Source organism: Kangiella taiwanensis, assembly GCF_020005165.1.
Lineage (GTDB): Bacteria > Pseudomonadota > Gammaproteobacteria > Enterobacterales > Kangiellaceae > Kangiella > Kangiella taiwanensis.
This window is the reverse complement of the sequence record NZ_JAHCLT010000001.1, coordinates 892378-910046: the sequence shown is the minus strand read 5'-3', so window position 1 is coordinate 910046 and position 17669 is coordinate 892378. Positions and strand designations below refer to the sequence as shown.

Genomic DNA, 17669 nt, shown 5'->3' with positions numbered 1-17669 from the left:
ACCTAATCAGTAAAGCATTTTTAGCATATTTTTTAATCTCAGCCTCAATTAGTAGGTGAATATAAGTGCTTAGAAGCGTACACTGTGCGCCTAAGTTTAAGAGTTTCTAATATAAGAAGATGGCTTTGCAGGACTATAAAAACTTTCAGCGTCTATCAAATATCTTATTGATTATCCTCACAATTTTATGTGTGGTTGGTTTTTTGAAAGCCAGTTACGCATTAGCAGCTGGACTCCTTTGGGGTTGGTTTTTCTCAGGTTCTCACAGTCTTCCCCTAGGCTCTTGGGCCAGCCTGTTACTTAAAGTCGCCATTGTTTTACTTGGCTTTACCCTGCCCTTCGGTGAGCTGGTCAATAACGCTGGGGACAGTTTTTGGCTTACCGTAATCGTTATCGCAAGTGCCATTCTCTTAGGACTGCTTCTTGGAAAACTCTTTCAGTTGGACAAACACCAAAGTTGGCTCATCAGCTCTGGTACAGCGATTTGTGGCGGTAGCGCCATCGCTGCCGTAGGTTCCTCTATCAAGGCCGACCAACAACAAATGGTTGTCTCTTTGGCCATCGTGTTTTTACTAAACGCAGTAGCGTTATTTGTTTATCCCGCCATCGGGCATTGGTTAGAACTCAGCCAACAACAGTTTGGTATCTGGGCAGCACTCGGTATCCACGATACTAGCAGCGTAGTCGGGGCAGCAGCAGATTATGGTTCCGAGGCTTTGGAAATCGCAACCACGGCGAAACTAGCACGCGCACTGTGGATCATACCTGTAGCACTCATAGCATCCTTTGCAGTTCGTTCCGGCAAGTTCCGGTTAACGATTCCACTCTTTATTCTGTTTTTCTTGCTCGCCAGTAGCATCGGAAGTTTCGTCAATCTAAGTACGTTTGCCGAGTATATTCAACCTGCGGCTAAGAACCTCTTTGCTTTGAGTTTGTTATGGATGGGCACCAGTTTGAATAAACAAGCCATCAAAACCATCCCTATTAAAGCTATGCTGCTTGGGTTAATCTTATGGCTCATACTTTCTATCACTACCCTGCTGGTAGTTTTATATTGGTAATGGACTGATCGCATGTTTGCATTTCAGACAAACCCTCTCAATCGCCACGGCGATGTTCGACATACTGACGACTTTATTACACCTATCATCTCTAGCAGCGACGCCTATTATCTACCTGTTTATCAACAATCTATCGCTTGTGAGGTAAATGATAAGCACTTGGCTCCACTTTGGTTAAGCTACCGGCAACTGCACTTCAAATCCCAGCCTCCCGCCCGAAAGCACCTGATATACCTAGGCGAAGTCGATAGTAAGCACTACTTTACATACCGCCTGAAATCAGTCGACTTACTCAATCATGTGACTTTGGATGACCAAGCCCCATCAATTGAGCTATGTGGACTAAGGGAGCTTTTCAAACGTCTATCACCGGAAGAAGCACACGTTTGTAATGTGGCTATTGCTATCGAACATTGGCACAACACCCATCAATATTGCGGATATTGCGGCCATAAAACTTATGCGGCCCAAGCGGGATTTGTACGAATATGCAGTCATGCTCAGTGCCAACAACAGCATTTCCCACGTACCGATAGTGCCGTTATCTGCGCCATAACCTATCAAGACGAGCTACTACTTGGACGACAGAAGTCTTGGCCAGAAAAACGCTACTCCGTCATTGCTGGCTTTGTTGAGCCAGGAGAAACGTTAGAACAAGCAGTTGTTCGCGAAGCCTATGAGGAAACAGGGCTGGCTCTGAGCCAAGTCCGTTATTACCAGTCTCAACCATGGCCATTTCCTCAGTCATTGATGGTCGGCTTTACAGCAGAGGCACAAAGCAACCAAATTTCACTGCTGGATAAAGAGTTAGAGGATGCTCGATGGTTTTCTCGTACCGCCCTCAAGGAAGCTGTGGAGACAGGTGAACTGGTACTACCTTTTGAATACTCAATTTCTAGAAAGCTTATAAATCAATGGCTTATAGAGAGTGTTTAGACAAACCTTTACTTTTGAGATACAAAAAACCTTGAATTGCGTCACATTTAGGAGTATGACTGTAATAACAGTACAAATAATAAACAATGTATCACCATAGCTGAATAAGGAAATACCCCTCATTGAAGGGCGACCATAACATGTGTCAAGGAGGCAATAGGCCATGTCAAAAGTAACAATACTAGCAGGTGATTTTCCCAGAGGGACTGGGTACTTTACATTCCGCAATTTCACGTTGCCGGGCGATCAAAATCATTATCTATGCGAAACTGTCTGCGTTACTCAGGTTGAGTTTATTAATACAGCGAACCCTAAAATGGCTTTACTGCTTAATAAAGATCCTGCCGTCGCTGAAGAGATACAGTTAGAGTTAGAAGAAAAGATAAAAATCGCGGACGAACATGAAATTATCTTTATGGTCAGGCTCTCTGATCAGAGGCGATTTATTGCTGAGACTGACGATGTCACTTTCCATAAAATTAAAAAGTCGATCAAACGGAGTCAAAACGCCGATCAAGTCAGCATGGCGACTAGTGCTTAAATCGATTTTTTGATGCATTTTTAACTTACACTTCAAGCAGTTACGCTTTAACTGCAAGTCAAATTTGCACAAAATAATAACCCCGTCTCAACTCTTTGATGAAAAGAGCCTATTTGTTTGACTGTTTATTTTTCGTTCGATAAAAATAGATAAAAACAACTTTCAAATACATCTTTTAGTTGTAGAAGCAAACTTCAAGATGGATTTAAGAGTCATTCACTTAGTTTGAAGGAATCATGAGGTAAGAAAATGTCCAAACTCACCGTTATAGCTGGAGACTTTCCTACTGGAGTCGGTCGTTTTACCATTCGAAACTTCACTTTGCCTGGTGATGAAAATCACTACCTTTGTGAAACCGTCTCGGCGCAACAAGTAACATCAATAAGCAAAGCCACAGAAGAATTCTTGTTACTATTGGACACTGATGAAGCAACCAAAGAATACATTGAAACAGCTAGTCGAGATCAAGTGTTTTTCATGGCCAAACTTGAAGATAAGCGACGTTTGATCGCTTCAACTGACCAGCGAACCTACATCAAAATTATTAAAGCAGTAGAAAAGGAGGCCAATATTTCACCAGAGCTTACCCCGACGGCAGCCTAAGGGCTTAGGCCCTATTTGCAGGGAATGCAATCACTTCGGTCAGATCACTTAGCTCCAACAAAATCATAATAAGACGATCGAGACCCAAGGCTACGCCAGCACACTCGGGGAGGCCAACATCTAGGGCTGCCATAAAGTGTTCGTCTATGGGCATCTGAGGCAGCCCATTTTCTTTGCGCCATGTATTATCCGCTTCAAATCGACGACGTTGCTCTGCCACATCAGCCAACTCATAAAAACCGTTCGCCAACTCAACTCCATGCCAATAGACTTCAAAGCGACACGCTGTGTCAGGATTGTTTTCATCAACCCTAGCCAATGCGGCCTGACTCACCGGATAACCGTGCACAAAACATACTTCATCGCCCTTCCCCAATTCTGGCTCGATACGGTCTTCGAACAATAAGGCTAAATGGTCATCTCGCTCTAAATCTTGAGGTAAGTCACCTAACAACTGCTCACTCAGTGCCTGTAGCTCAGCATCTGAAATAGTAAAAAGATTGATATTGAGGTAGCGCTCAAAAGCACTTTGATAAGTCAAAGATACCTTTTTTAGTGGACTTGAAGATAAGGTACCCAGTAATTCAAACAGCTGCTCCATGAGCTGATGGTGGTCAAATCCCTCAACATACCACTCCAGCATTGTAAACTCTGGGTTATGCCGACGACCCAGCTCATCCTGACGAAACGCTTTGCAGATTTGATAAATCGAACCTGAACCAGCCGCTAGTAAACGCTTCATCGCATACTCAGGTGACGTTTGAAGATAACCGTCCTCACCCATGAAATCCTTTACCGCGAAAGACTTCATATAGCGATCCGTCACACTGTACTGACTCAGTAAGGGTGTTTCTACTTCTAGGATATCCCGCTCTGAAAAAAACTGACGCACCTGCGCCATAATCTCAGCGCGCGCTTTAAGAGTTTCGATTGAAGCGGTTGGTTTCCAGTTAGGCATAATGATTATGAGTTAGAAGAGAATAAACACTTACTAAGGGAATACTCCTAGCGTCAAAAAATTCTTGCTAGACAAGGCGCACTTACATTTAAAACGCCGAGCCAAGTCCAAACAAAACCCTAATGGAGATAAAATTTGCTTGGACGCGGCGGATAATAATTATTTTGCGGAGTTTACGAACAGTAAATGAGCAAAAAATAATTCCAAACAAAACACAAACGAATCTTCTCACACTAGCGCCGGCAAATTCTTGCTAGACAAGGCTTGTTGCTTTTTGAAACGCGGAGCTTAGATCAACTAAGTGAGCATTTTCAAAAAGCAACGTAACGCTGTATAGCGAGAATTTAGCAAGCTAGGCGCGTGAAACGTACTCCCCATTTCGCGTATCAACCTTCAGCTTATCGCCAATATTCACAAACAACGGTACTTTAACTACAGCACCGGTATGCATGGTTGCTGGCTTTGAACCACCGCTTGAGGTGTCGCCGCGTAAGCCTGGGTCTGTATCCGTCACTTCAAGAATCACGAAGTTTGGAGGCGTCACAGCAATTGGGCTACCGTTCCATAGAGTAACTTGGCACTTATCTTGCTCGATCAGATAATTTTTAGCATCACCCACTGCGTTAGCGTCCGCTTGAACTTGCTCAAAAGTATTTGGATCCATGAAATACCAGAATTCACCATCGTTGTAGATGTAATCCATATCGGTATCAATTACATCCGCTGTTTCGATGCTTTCGCCTGATTTAAAAGTTTTCTCAACAGTACGCCCAGTTAACAAGTATAATACTTTTGTTTTACTGAATGCTTGGCCTTTGCCGGGACGAACAAACTGGTTGTCAACAACCGTGCAAGGTTCGCCATCTAAGATCAGTTTGGTACCATTGCGCAGGTCGTTTGTCGTAATTGTTCCCATGAGTTCCTCTAACAATTGATATATTTATGATTCAAAACGTGCAGATTTTAACGCGAAATGACTCTTATTGGCAGGATAATGAGTGGAAAAAGTTGCTTTCTGGGGCATTTTCCTCACCAATTCAGCTTTTAAAACACCTAGAGCTGTCGCCTGAGTCCCTACCCTACCCTATTTTGGACAATCACGCTTTTGCTCAGCGCGTTCCTCAAGGCTTTGTCGATCGTATGACAAAAGGCAACCCATTTGACCCTTTATTGCTTCAAGTGTTACCGCTTGCGGAAGAGACGAAAACGGTTCCGGGTTATGTTTCAGATCCGCTGGATGAGCATGAAAGCGCTATACCAGGGCTACTGCATAAGTATAAAAGTCGCGTTTTGGTCATGCTCTCCACTGCCTGCGCTATTAATTGCCGTTATTGTTTTAGGCGCGAATTTCCTTACTCTGATAATCAGCTGAGTAAATCTGGGTGGCAAGACATTGTAGACTATCTTCAGGCGCACCCTGAAGTCAACGAGGTTATTTTGAGCGGTGGCGACCCTTTAGCTGTCAATGACGGATATTTCGCCGAATTTATCCGCTTAATAGGCGAAGTTGCTCACATTAAGCGCCTTAGAATTCATAGCCGTCTTCCTGTGGTTATCCCTCAGAGAGTTACTCACAGTTTGGTCGAAACCCTTGAAAATTGTCGCTTTCAGACGGTTTTTGTCACACACGTCAATCATCCCAATGAAGTCGATAAGTGGTTTGGACTTGCTATGGAACGATTGTCTAAAGCCGGGGTAACGTTACTCAATCAAACCGTATTGTTAAAAGACATCAATGATAATGCAACAACTTTGGCGAATTTGAGCGAGAAGCTGTTCCAGCATAAGATTCTACCCTATTACCTTCATTTACTTGATAAAGTTTCTGGCGCACATCACTTTGATGTATCCGAAACTGAAGCCCAAACTCTAACCCAACAACTCCAAGTTGAACTAGCCGGGTTTCTCGTTCCAAAGCTAGTGCGAGAAGAAGGCGGGAAACCGCATAAATCTTGGATTGATTTAGGCAATAATAATCAATAACTTAAGCTTAAAAATAACTAGCACAGGCAGGTGCTTTTCGCTAATATAGAAGTTAATAGACTAGCCAGAATTATAAGGAGAAAATGGTGGCGCTAACCAAAGGAACCTTGGGGTTGACCGTTCGGGTCAAAAACAGTTCGATGATCGCCGATATACCTTCGTCGGTCAAAGCTGCTAAGCAGTGGCTCGAGGAGCTACCTGCTGCCGATATGGGCGAGACAGCGTCTAAGATTTTCCATTACCTGTATGATTTAAACCAATCGCCAGTCTCTCCTAAAATTCGCTTGCAAATTTTAGAAGCCATTAAAAATTCATGTCTAAATACCTTAAACTCTTTGGCAACGGTCTATATCCATAGTCCCTTAAAATACTCACAAAAATTACAGTCCGCATCTGAGTTAGTGCATGCTATTTCTTCTGAGGTAGTATTTGGTTTTAACACAGTGATAGAAGACTTATACGATGATAAAGTGGCTCTGGACAAGTACCAAAAGACCATTTTACCTGCAGCCTGTGCAAACAGCCTTCAATTTCAAGGCTTCATTCAATTACAGCGTTACCAACTTTACAAAACTGTTGGTTCCAAACTCTGGGCTCAACAAAACATCATCTTCAAGCTGGCCCAAGAGTACGACTTGCTTGAGCACAAACTTCGAAAAGACTCTGCATCACTAGGGACCATAAAAAAACAACTTCTGATCAATCTAATTTTACCGGTTTCGAACCCGTATCAGCTGAAGCATGGCGAAATAAGCGATGTCTACAACAGCTTAGAGGAGCTCGCCACCCTCTCGGATTTAAGGCTCAATGACACACAAGACTGTTTATTTGCTTATCTACCCGATAGTGATATCCCTCCCCAACCTGTGAACTCTATTGAGAAGGAAGGGCAAACCGTTATTGGCCTTAGTTTACAGCCGTTAGCAGAGGCCCTTGAGAAAAGTTTAAAGAATGAATCAGGGGGCTTCTTTAGCCGCTTCACACAAAAAGCGCCGCAAGTTGAGTTGGATCAAGAGCTATCTGAACACTTGATTACGCACTGGAGCCAACAACTCAATCGTAACTTTATCCGCATGAACTCGCAGGCAAATACAGAAGTCTGTATTGGGCTCGCCGCTTCGCACCATTTCCTAGTCGAAAAACTCGGCAAAGAAACTGAGCAACGCTTTTTCGGCCAAAAGAAGAGCGTCACTCACAACATTGAACCTGATTCACTGCAGCTTGAGCAAGAAGAAGATAGCCAACACAGCTTTGTTTGGAAAAACCGTTCAAGCGGCTCAACCTTGAGTGGCGATCAACAAAAAGATGCCTTTGCTTCTATTTACAAGCCTCAGAGCAAAGAAGACAAGCAACATCAGATGGAAGATAAGCCATTTAAAGACATTAAAACCAAATCACGCTACCAATGGTCACAAGGCATCGTAAGAGACGTTAGTCCGGCGGGTTTTTGTTTAGGCTTTGAAAAAGCTCCTTCTAGCTACGCTGAAGCCAATGAATTGATTACGATCAAAAACATTAAGAACAGCCAAGAGCAGTACAACCTTGGCATGATTCGTTGGAATCGTTGGCATAAAAACTCGGTTTTTCTGATCGGTGTTGAAATCATAGCTCCTGAAGCCACTCCGGTGCGAGCTACTTTGGACTGGGACTATGCTAAACCAGCCTACCATCATAATGGCTTACTACTGCCTGAAATGCCCAATATTGGTATTGATGCCTCGATTATTTTGCCGCCGCTGGGTTATCGCTCAGGTCAAACTGTAGCCATCATGACACCTGAAGATGAATATAAGGTTGAACTCAATAAAAAAATCATTGAAACGGATAACTTTATTCAGTTTCAGTTTCGTAAAAAATAACAGTTTATGAGGTCACAGGCTTGCGATTATGAAGCTCCTTATTTATTGTAAGGATTTGTGGCCTAGTTACAGTAAGTTCCTAAGAATCTCGTTACAATAATTCTTTGGAGATCAATAAATAACAAGCAGATAGCAATGATGAAAGAAAAGGTTAAGCAGTCACCAATCAATACACTCATCTTCTCCTCTTCACCAAATGATAGTGAGCAGGTAGCGAGCCATCTGAAAAACATGGGGCTACCCATTCGTCACCAGCTTATTTCTGATAGTGAACAATTAAAAGACGCTACCGACACTAAGCACTGGCAACAAGCCATATTTATTGATGAGCTGAACAATCTCCCGATAAAACAGGCCCTGAAGCAACTAAAAAACCAGCCTGTGTTGGTCCCAGCAGTGTTATTATCCAATGAGTATGACGAAGAAAAGCGCTTTGAACTCATAGCTCAGGGACTTAAAGACTATATCCCAGCGAAATCTCTCGACCTACTTGCCATGATCATTAAGCGTGATCAGCAGCTCGTGAATTCTCTCCAATCACTAGAGCAGGCAAATAAAATCGTTTATGAAACGAATAAACGCAACGAACTGCTTCTAGACAGCTCAAAAGATGCCATTGCTTATATCCATGAAGGCATGCACATCTATACCAACCCAACCTATATCAAGCGTTTTGGGTATGAAGAAGATGAAATTATCGTAATGAGCATCATGGATATTATTGCTGATGACGATACAGACGCCATAAAGTCTTTGCTTAAACGTCAAGCCCAAGAAGGTACGGAAGTGAGTGAAGTTTTGAAAGGTAAAACAGCCAACGGGGAAGAGTTTGAAGCAGACTTCATCATCAGTTCGGCAATTTATGATGACGAAGAATGTGTCCAGTTATTGGTTCGGGATATTGGTGATCAGCAAGAGTTGATGAAAAAATTAAAAGAAGTCAGTCAAATTGACCAAGTCACAGGTGTTCTCAACCGTCCAGCGTTTATGGATCACCTAAACCAGACCGTAGATACAGCAAGAACAACAAACACTAATGCACTGTTGTACTTGATAGAGATTGATAACTTTACCAATTACCGTAGCAAATTTGGCATTGCTGACTGCGATGTGTTGCTAAAAGATGTGGCAGACTGGTTGAGAGACCATTGTGATAGCAGCGATGTTATTGGCCGTATTAGTGATACCAGTTTTGCGATTATGCTCAGTGATACCTCAAAGTCACCAACAGAGTTACCTAAAAAGCTGATTGGCGATATCGAAAACCAATTATTTGAAATCTCTGGTCAAACGCTGAAGATCACGTTCAGTATTGGCGGTGTACCTTGTACTGACAATGACGTTGAGCCAAGCAAGCTACTTTTACACGCAACAACTACAGCTCATCACTTGCAAGAGAAAGGTGGCAATAACTACCAAATTTTCAACCCATCGATTGATAGTCTGCTTGATGAACACGAGCGCAAAATCTATGAAGAATTCACTATTGCTCGTGAAGAAGGCAATATGACATTGTTCTACCAGCCAATGATGAGCCTTAAAGGCAGTCCAAGTAAACAATATATGTGTTACTTCCGCTACCAACTAAAAGACGGCGGCTGGGGACTTGGTGAAGATATTTTCCATGTTTTTGAAAAGGTGGGGATTGATGCTGAAATTGATAAAATCACACTGAAACATGCACTTAAAGTTTTAGCTAAGGATAAAGCCGAAAATAATAGCAACAAATTATTTGTAGCTCTTAGTCCAAATACTTTATTGAGAGACGATTTAGAAGACTGGCTAGAAAAGCTTATTACTGCCGCAGGTATTAGTAGTGACAACCTTGTTCTGACATTGAAAGGTAAAACCGCACAAACCTATCTCAAAAAGGTGATTGAACTTAAAGCTGGGCTAAAGAAGATTGGCGTCCCATTCTGCCTTTCAGGCATCGAGACTGACAGTAGTGAATTGGTTCGCTCTATAAAGCCACAGTTTGTCGCTATGGCGCCGCCATTTATCGAAACACTTAAAGAGCATGGCTCCGAGAAAGTTCAACCTATCGTCAACGCTGCAGCCGAAATTGAAGCTAAAACGATTATCACCAGTCTGGAAGATGCATCAACACTGGCTCAAATTTGGCCACTTGGAATCGACTTTGTTATGGGTAACTATGTTTCAAAACCAATTTCAAAGCTTAACTATGACTTTGCTGATAGTGACTTCTAAGAGCTAAAGGCATCCCCCTGATTAAGCCCGTAAGCTGTATGCTTGCAGGCTTTTTTGATCTTGAAATATACCCTTCGCCCCAGTTTAAGCTCTAAACCGCAATACCACCTTAAGAATATCAATCAAGCCATTCATTTCTCCATACTGAATGACACAGTCAGCTTTTTGACGTAACAATGGCTTCGCCTTGTATGCAACTCCTAGGCCAGCGACTTCCATCATTTTGCTGTCATTAGCACCATCGCCCACCACCATGATCTCGTTGCTCCCTATACCTAACTCAGCTTGCCATTCCTTAACCTGATGTGCCTTCACTTCAGCATTGACAATAGGCTCAACGGCTTGTCCTGCCAGCTCATCACTGTCAAACAATAAAGTATTAGAACGAATTTTCGTAATAGGGGCTAACTCTGCCAAAGCTTTTGCAAAAGGCTCAAAGCCGCCAGATGCAATACCAACAACTGCCCCGTGATCAACTAGGTGAGCAATTAACTGCTCCACACCAGCATTAAACGTTAAGCGAGACTTGACCTCACCTACTGCTTGTTTTGACATGCCTCTGAGCAAAGACAGGCGCTTCTTAAAACTTTGATTAAAATCCAAATCTCCCTGCATTGCTTGCTCTGTAATTGCAGCAACCTCCTCTTTAACGCCGGCTTCGGCTGCTAGCTCATCAATGACTTCCATCGGTATTAGTGTGGAATCCATGTCAAATACCGCTAACTTTATGGCTGTAACCTGCTCTGGTGAACTGAGCAAACAGTAGTCGAACTTTACGATTTGGGATAGATGTTCAACTGTCACTTTGATGTCTGAATCAGGAGTATTCGTCGGGATGTTCAAACTCAAGGCAGCAGCGCTTCGATAAAACGCCAAGTCCTCAGAAGCTATAGTATGGATTGCCCGAACCTCAAGACCTGAGTCAAAGCTCTCGGTCTCCCCCGAACTGGCTACGAGTTGTGTCACTAGGGCCTCAAGGTCCAACGCTTGTAAAGAAAAAATAAAACAGGTCACATTTTTTGTCATTGTTTTTGAATATCCCAACCACTTGTTAAGTCACATCTCACAATGGTACTAAGTTAATAGATCTATGATATATTACCAACAAACAAGAACTTCACGAAACTTTGTGAATAAATCGAATCATACAGAGCGCAGTAACCTGCAAACTATTCGTTTACCGATCCTACTATCGACAGCGATTGTTGTTATTATCCTCTGTTCTTCAATGTTTTCATGGTATCAAGAATCCCTGGATAACCAGACTCATGAGTTCAGCCTGCAATATAATCAAGGCATGGCAGATCTCAGTGCGGCTTATCTAGGTCATTTAATTGAAGACGAGAATACAGATGCTATCGAATCCATCGGGTTGCGCTTAAACAACAATGAAAACATCCAAAAGCTAGCAATTTATCGTCGTAACGGTGAGCTCATATACTCAGCCGGTGACGCTGCTAAGCCACACAGCGCTCCCGTCATCGCAAATATCTCTTATGAAGATAATTATAACGGGTATTTAGTAATCTACTTCATCCCTGCAACTGATCTCGTCCAGTCGGAGCCCCCGTTCTGGCTCAAACCCTTTATGATTTGGGGTATTGGTGCTACTTTATGGCTTCTTTTGTTCTTTTTATTGACTTTTATACGTCGTAAAAAAGAACCAACTCAAACAACTCCTGACCAAACGTCAGTAGTGCCGCCTCAAACCGCTAAAAAGAATGAGGTGGTATTAAAAGAGCTGATTAAGCGAAACCGCAAACAACTTCAAAACAAAACGATTCAGCATTCCCTCGTAATAAAAGCTGAGTGGTCCAAATTAGACGCCGAAAGCAATGCTCTATTACTCAGAGTTTTAAGCCGATGGCTGCCACAGAATGGCCTATTAGCCACTCAATTTAGTGATGGTCTCTTGGTACTTGGCCTTGATCCGACCTCAACACCCCTCAACCGAAACCCACTGCATGCGTTGGAGCGATGCTTACAGCAATTACAGCTGCAGCCCAAAATTCTTCTGCATCATCTAAACTTTGATCGCGAAATCTATCACATGTTTTTTGATATTATTGAACCTGGAGTGTGGTTCGAGAAAAAACTCAGACAAAAAGATGACAACTATGATTGGCCATCAACAAAATTGATAGACATTGAGCTAGATACACATGACATCATTGAGCTGTGTCAATTAGAAGAACCTGACGCCGAACAGCGTGGCTTAATCGAGCGCCAGGTACGTTTCTTAAGCGAAGACTAAAGGAGTGTGAGCCCTAAGCCCATTACTTAGGCTCAACCTCCATCGACTCTACACGCTGGAAACCTCTCGGTAGCTTACTTCCTCGACGCCCCCTCTCACCTCGGTAATGCTCAAGATCTTTCGGTTTTAATGTCAAATGGCGCTTGCCCGAATGAATTACCAAGCTATCCTCGGTACTAACAACAGCTATCGAAACCACAAACTCTTCTCGATTTTTTGCTCTCGCCGTGGGGATGCTGATAATTTTATTACCCTTACCTTTGGCTAACTCTGGCAAGTCTTGCAGAGGGAATACCAACATGCGCCCTTCATTGGACACTGCCACACAGTACAAATCACCGTCAGCAGGAATACGTTTCGGCTTGAGTACTTTAGCCCCTGACGGCAGGTTTAAGAAAGCTTTACCGTTTTTAGTTTTCGACACCAAATCGCTAAACTTCCCAATAAAACCGTAACCGGCATCCGATGCGAATAAAAACTTATCGTCATCTTCACCCATGATAGTCGACAAAAACTCTGCACCAGCAATAGGGTTTACTCGTCCTGTCACAGGCTCACCTAAGCCCCGTGCCGAAGGCAGTGTGTTAGCAAGTAATGAGAAGCTTCGACCTGTTGAATCCAAAAAGACGGCATATTGATTGCTTTTGCCTTGTGTCGAGTCTAGATAACCATCGCCAGATCGATAGTTCATGCCTGTTGCATCAATATCGTGACCTTTAGCGCAACGCACCCAACCTTTCTCGGATAATACCACTGTTACAGGCTCTGTAGGCATCAGATCCGTTTCAGAAAGAGCTTTTGCATCTTCACGTTCAACGATTGGTGAACGACGCTCATCACCATGCTCATCCACCACCTCTTGCAGCTCTTTTTTCACAACAGTTTTCATGCGCTGCTTAGAGCCAAGCGTTAATTGTAACCAGTCGGCTTCATCTTCTAATTCAGCCTGCTCACCCTTAATCTTCATCTCTTCAAGTTTCGCCAAGTGACGCAACTTGAGTTCAAGAATCGCTTCAGCCTGCACGTCAGATAATTTAAAGCGCTCCATTAATTTGAGCTTTGGCTTATCTTCTGTGCGAATAATATGAATCACTTCATCAATGTTGAGATAAGCGATTAAAAGACCGTCTAGAATATGTAAACGGTCCATCACTTTATCTAAGCGATATTGTAGACGTCGGCGCACTGTCTCAAGACGGTAGTCGAGCCATTCTTTGACAAACATCTGCAAGTTTTTTACTTGTGGCCGACCATCAAGACCAATCATGTTCATGTTAACGCGGTAGGTCTTTTCTAGGTCTGTTGTCGCGAACAAGTGCTTCATTAATTCATCAGTGTCGACACGATTAGAACGAGGAATAATCACTAACCGCGTTGGGTTTTCATGATCTGATTCATCACGAAGATCGCTGACCATCGGTAACTTTTTCGACTGCATTTGCGCAGCAATTTGCTCCAACACCTTCGAGCCTGACGCTTGGTGTGGTAAAGCAGTTACTATAATTTCACCGTCATCTTTTTCAAAGTGTGCACGCATACGAATCGAACCGCGGCCTTTTTGATACATCTCAAGGATATCGGCCTTAGACGTGATAATTTCAGCATCTGTTGGATAGTCTGGTCCTTGCACATGCTCCATCAAATCTTCTACTGTTGCCTTCGGATTATCCAGCATGTGAATACAGGCATTAGCAACTTCTGTCAGATTATGAGGAGGAACATCCGTCGCCATACCAACGGCAATACCCGTGGTACCGTTCAACAATAAATTAGGAACACGAGCCGGCAGCACCTTAGGTTCTTTCATGGTGCCGTCGAAATTTGGAATCCAATCAACAGTACCCTGCGAGACTTCTTTAAGAAGAACGTCAGAGTAAGCCGCTAAACGCGATTCGGTGTAACGCATCGCGGCAAAAGATTTAGGATCGTCTGGCGCGCCCCAGTTACCTTGACCATCAACCAACGGGTAGCGATAGGAAAATGGTTGTGCCATTAACACCATCGCTTCATAACAGGCAGAATCACCATGCGGGTGAAACTTACCCAAAACATCACCCACGGTACGCGCTGATTTTTTGTATTTAGACGTAGCCTTCAAGCCTAATTCGCTCATGGCATAAACGATACGACGTTGTACCGGCTTTAAGCCATCACCAATATGAGGCAAAGCACGATCCATGATGACGTACATCGAATAGTTTAAGTACGCCTCTTCAGTAAATTCGGCTAGAGAACGTTTCTCAATACCTTCGTAATCTATTTCTTCCACGTTAACTCACTATTCGTTTAAACTTCAATTTCGGCTTTATTGCCTTTTTCTTCTAACCAATTTTTGCGGTCAGCAGAGCGTTTTTTGGACAGCAACATATCCATCACCTGCTCAGAGTTATCACCACCATCAATGGTTAACTGAACCAGGCGACGTGTTGCTGGATCCATGGTCGTTTCACGTAATTGTTTTGGGTTCATTTCGCCCAAACCTTTAAAGCGCGTGACCTGAATTTTTCCTCGCTTTTTCTCAGCTTTGATTCGGTCCACAATGCCTTGCTTTTCGTCTTCATCTAGTGCGTAAAACACCTCTTTACCAATGTCCACGCGGTAAAGCGGTGGCATCGCAACATAGACATGTCCTGCTTTGACGAGTGGTTTAAAGTGACGCACGAAAAGTGCACAGAGCAAAGTCGCAATATGCAAGCCATCAGAGTCCGCATCGGCAAGAATACACACCTTTCCATAACGTAACTTTGATAAATCATCAGTATTTGGATCGAGGCCAATGGCAACGGAAATATCATGAACCTCTTGCGAACCCAGAATTTGCTCAGGCTCGACTTCCCATGTGTTCAGAATCTTTCCTCGTAACGGCATGATTGCCTGAAACTCTTTATCTCGCGCCTGTTTCGCCGAACCACCCGCAGAATCACCTTCCACTAAGAAGAGTTCACTACTCGAGCTATCTTGGCCGACACAATCAGCAAGCTTGCCCGGCAGCGCAGGTCCTTGAGTAACTTTCTTGCGCACCACTTTTTTACTTGCGCGCATTCGTTTGTGTGCATTGCTGATGGCTTTTTCCGCCAAAGCATCACCAATTACAGAGTGCTGATTTAACCACAGGCTAAAAGCGTCTTTGACCGTCCCAGAAACAAACGTTGCGCACTGTCGTGACGATAAGCGTTCCTTGGTTTGTCCCGAAAATTGTGGATCGTCCAGTTTGACTGACAGTACATAGCTGATTCGGTCCCAAACATCATCCGCGGTTAACTTAACGCCGCGAGGGAGTAGGTTTCGAAACTCGCAAAACTCTCGCATGGCTTCAAGTAAACCATTACGCATACCATTAACATGCGTACCGCCTTGAGCTGTTGGGATCAAGTTAACGTAACTTTCTGCTAAACACTCACCACCTTCCGGCATCCAGAAGAATGCCCAGTCAACGGCCTCCGTCTCACCAGCTAAAGAGCCAACAAAAGGTTCTTCTGGTAACTTCTCAAAGTCCCCGGCTTGCTCTAGTAAGTAATCGGTCAAGCCATCTTCATAATACCACTCATCTTTTTCGCCACTACTTTTGTTATCAAAGATAACTTTTAAACCAGGACACAAAATGGCTTTAGCTTTGAGCAGGTGTTTCATTTTAGAGATTGAGAACTTCGGGCTATCGAAATACTGAGGATCGGGCCAGAACTTAACGCTTGTGCCTGTATTGCGCTTGCCCACCTCGCCAGTGACCTCTAGGTCGGAAACTTTTAGGCCATGCTCAAACGCCATTTCATATTGTTGACCACCGCGCTTTACGGTAACTTCTACACGTTTAGACAGTGCATTGACCACTGAAATACCAACGCCGTGCAAACCACCTGAAAACTGGTAGTTCTTATTCGAGAACTTACCACCTGCATGGAGCTTACTCATGATGAGCTCTACACCTGGGATCCCCTCTTCGGGATGAATATCCACAGGCATACCACGACCATCATCTTGGATTTCTAATGAGTTATCTTTGTGTAGAATCACTTGGATGGACTTCGCATGACCTGCCAACGCTTCATCCACACTATTATCAATAACTTCTTGCCCCAAGTGATTTGGACGCGATGTATCGGTGTACATCCCAGGGCGCTTTTTAACAGGGTCTAAGCCACTGAGGACTTCAATATCATCAGCGGTATACTCTTTATTTGCCATAGAGGTTCTTTGCCGTAATTCTTGTATGTTCTATGTGATTTTGTGCTATTTAGCTCAAGAAGACGCTATATCTTGTTATTACGCCTTATCCTATAAAGGCAGATCTTTTTGTGCAAGCAAAATATTTGTAAAGCCAAAGAACAGTTAGATAGTAGCAATAAGATGATGCAACTGAGGGGATTTCAGTCGGAATTTCGTACAACTAGTAACCAGATATTGCTAGGTTCACTGATGGTAAATAACTGTCTGCACGGAAACTGTCGACACTGATAATGCCATCATTATTGCAGTGGTATAAGTTATAGCCAGGCTTTTCTTGGCTCGCCGAAAAATCCACGGAATGCTGTTTAAATTGCACACAAGTTGACGGAACAGAACAGTAACTAACCTCTTTGTGGCGACGGTCAGTGGATTGGTGTACATGCCCAAAAGCGCACATTTTGACTTGTGGATGCTCAGATAGTATATCCACCAAACGCTGCCCATTTTCAATTCCAATCTGATCCAGCCAGTGACTACCGACAGGAATGGGGTGATGATGCGTGAAGACCATAGTTGGTAAGTCCTGGTTGTCACGTAAACACGACTCCAGCCACGATAGCTCTTCGTCAGCCAAGTGACCATGAACTTTACCTGGAACATGGCTGTTCAACATCAATAATTGCCAATGCTCTGTGAGCAACTGCTCAGCTGATGAGAATGGCTTCTGCGATAAAAAACGTTTGAGTTTCGGTCTTTCGTCATGATTGCCTGCTAAACTTAAAACAGGCTTACCAAATGGCGCTAAGTAGTCGACAAATTTCTGGTATGACTCGGGCGTATAATCTTGAGAAATATCTCCTGTGACCACGAAAAGGTCAGGAGTAATGCCACGGCGTTTGATATCGTCCAATACCGCGAGAAGGCTCTCGTCCGTATTGACGCCCAACAACGTTGAAGTGTCATCTGCAAATAAATGCGGATCAGACAAATGCAAGACCTTCATGGTCGAGCGCCCGATAAAAAGGCGTGCCTGCTCTTTATTTAAATACTTTTTGTCCAAAGATTGATTATTCAAACCATGACCTCTTGTGACTTAATTATT

14 protein-coding genes are annotated in these 17669 nt (G+C 43.4%); 8 read left to right on the top strand and 6 right to left on the bottom strand.

The genetic code is table 11. The features are described from left to right. Window positions 1-119: 119 nt before the first annotated feature. From KFK88_RS04370 to KFK88_RS04355, 4 genes are all read left to right on the top strand, one after another. Window positions 120-1061 carry a YeiH family protein gene (locus KFK88_RS04370; RefSeq protein WP_223577433.1) on the top strand — a complete coding sequence of 314 codons (942 nt, stop codon included), beginning with the start codon at window positions 120-122 and terminating at the stop codon, window positions 1059-1061. A gap of 12 nt (window positions 1062-1073) precedes the next feature. After that, the gene (nudC, locus tag KFK88_RS04365; RefSeq protein WP_223577432.1) at window positions 1074-1997 is read left to right on the top strand and encodes an NAD(+) diphosphatase; all 924 of its coding nucleotides are present in this window, start codon (window positions 1074-1076) and stop codon (window positions 1995-1997) included. 163 nt (window positions 1998-2160) lie between these two features. Beyond that, the gene (locus KFK88_RS04360; RefSeq protein WP_223577431.1) at window positions 2161-2538 is read left to right on the top strand and encodes a hypothetical protein; all 378 of its coding nucleotides are present in this window, start codon (window positions 2161-2163) and stop codon (window positions 2536-2538) included. Between the two features lie 249 nt (window positions 2539-2787). Next, window positions 2788-3141, top strand: coding sequence for a hypothetical protein (locus KFK88_RS04355; protein WP_223577430.1), 354 nt, complete (start codon window positions 2788-2790; stop codon window positions 3139-3141). A gap of 4 nt (window positions 3142-3145) precedes the next feature. Here KFK88_RS04355 and epmA read toward each other — a convergent pair whose 3' ends face one another. Then, entirely contained in the window at window positions 3146-4099 is a 954-nt protein-coding gene (epmA, locus tag KFK88_RS04350) for an EF-P lysine aminoacylase EpmA (protein ID WP_223577429.1), read from the bottom strand. Between the two features lie 352 nt (window positions 4100-4451). Then, complete coding sequence (gene efp / locus KFK88_RS04345) at window positions 4452-5015, bottom strand: elongation factor P (RefSeq protein ID WP_223577428.1); 564 nt, start codon at window positions 5013-5015, stop codon at window positions 4452-4454. 26 nt (window positions 5016-5041) lie between these two features. Between efp and epmB the strand changes: the two genes are divergently transcribed. The 3 genes from epmB to KFK88_RS04330 all read left to right on the top strand — a co-directional run bounded on the left by epmB (window position 5042) and on the right by KFK88_RS04330 (window position 10149). Beyond that, window positions 5042-6082: an EF-P beta-lysylation protein EpmB gene (gene epmB, locus KFK88_RS04340; RefSeq protein ID WP_223577427.1), complete on the top strand. Its 1041-nt coding sequence runs from the start codon at window positions 5042-5044 to the stop codon at window positions 6080-6082. Window positions 6083-6165: 83 nt separating this feature from the next. Then, entirely contained in the window at window positions 6166-7941 is a 1776-nt protein-coding gene (locus KFK88_RS04335; RefSeq protein WP_223577426.1) for a hypothetical protein, read from the top strand. A 135-nt stretch (window positions 7942-8076) separates the two neighbouring features. Next, window positions 8077-10149: an EAL domain-containing protein gene (locus KFK88_RS04330; protein WP_223577425.1), complete on the top strand. Its 2073-nt coding sequence runs from the start codon at window positions 8077-8079 to the stop codon at window positions 10147-10149. A gap of 84 nt (window positions 10150-10233) precedes the next feature. Here the strand turns inward: KFK88_RS04330 and serB are convergent, their stop codons facing one another. Next, on the bottom strand, window positions 10234-11115 hold the full coding sequence (gene serB, locus KFK88_RS04325) for a phosphoserine phosphatase SerB (protein WP_223577424.1): 882 nt from the start codon (window positions 11113-11115) through the stop codon (window positions 10234-10236). A gap of 163 nt (window positions 11116-11278) precedes the next feature. Here serB and KFK88_RS04320 point away from each other — a divergent pair, with 163 nt between their 5' ends. Beyond that, window positions 11279-12403, top strand: a complete 1125-nt coding sequence (locus KFK88_RS04320; protein WP_223577423.1) for a hypothetical protein — start codon at window positions 11279-11281, stop codon at window positions 12401-12403. A gap of 22 nt (window positions 12404-12425) precedes the next feature. Here KFK88_RS04320 and parC read toward each other — a convergent pair whose 3' ends face one another. The 3 genes from parC to cpdA all read right to left on the bottom strand — a co-directional run bounded on the left by parC (window position 12426) and on the right by cpdA (window position 17642). Further along, window positions 12426-14663 (bottom strand): DNA topoisomerase IV subunit A, encoded by a 2238-nt coding sequence (gene parC / locus KFK88_RS04315; protein ID WP_223577670.1) that lies wholly within the window; start codon window positions 14661-14663, stop codon window positions 12426-12428. Window positions 14664-14689: 26 nt separating this feature from the next. Next, entirely contained in the window at window positions 14690-16585 is a 1896-nt protein-coding gene (parE, locus tag KFK88_RS04310) for a DNA topoisomerase IV subunit B (RefSeq protein WP_223577422.1), read from the bottom strand. Window positions 16586-16787: 202 nt separating this feature from the next. Next, window positions 16788-17642 carry a 3',5'-cyclic-AMP phosphodiesterase gene (cpdA, locus tag KFK88_RS04305; protein ID WP_223577421.1) on the bottom strand — a complete coding sequence of 285 codons (855 nt, stop codon included), beginning with the start codon at window positions 17640-17642 and terminating at the stop codon, window positions 16788-16790. Window positions 17643-17669: the final 27 nt, after the last annotated feature.

Bases quoted from the DNA above. Each gene is read 5' to 3' on its own strand.
- KFK88_RS04370 (WP_223577433.1), top strand. From the start codon at position 120: ATGGCTTTGCAGGACTATAAAAACTTTCAGCGTCTATCAAATATCTTA.
- nudC (WP_223577432.1), top strand. From the start codon at position 1,074: ATGTTTGCATTTCAGACAAACCCTCTCAATCGCCACGGCGATGTTCGA.
- KFK88_RS04360 (WP_223577431.1), top strand. From the start codon at position 2,161: ATGTCAAAAGTAACAATACTAGCAGGTGATTTTCCCAGAGGGACTGGG.
- KFK88_RS04355 (WP_223577430.1), top strand. From the start codon at position 2,788: ATGTCCAAACTCACCGTTATAGCTGGAGACTTTCCTACTGGAGTCGGT.
- epmA (WP_223577429.1), bottom strand. From the start codon at position 4,099: ATGCCTAACTGGAAACCAACCGCTTCAATCGAAACTCTTAAAGCGCGC.
- efp (WP_223577428.1), bottom strand. From the start codon at position 5,015: ATGGGAACAATTACGACAAACGACCTGCGCAATGGTACCAAACTGATC.
- epmB (WP_223577427.1), top strand. From the start codon at position 5,042: ATGATTCAAAACGTGCAGATTTTAACGCGAAATGACTCTTATTGGCAG.
- KFK88_RS04335 (WP_223577426.1), top strand. From the start codon at position 6,166: ATGGTGGCGCTAACCAAAGGAACCTTGGGGTTGACCGTTCGGGTCAAA.
- KFK88_RS04330 (WP_223577425.1), top strand. From the start codon at position 8,077: ATGATGAAAGAAAAGGTTAAGCAGTCACCAATCAATACACTCATCTTC.
- parE (WP_223577422.1), bottom strand. From the start codon at position 16,585: ATGGCAAATAAAGAGTATACCGCTGATGATATTGAAGTCCTCAGTGGC.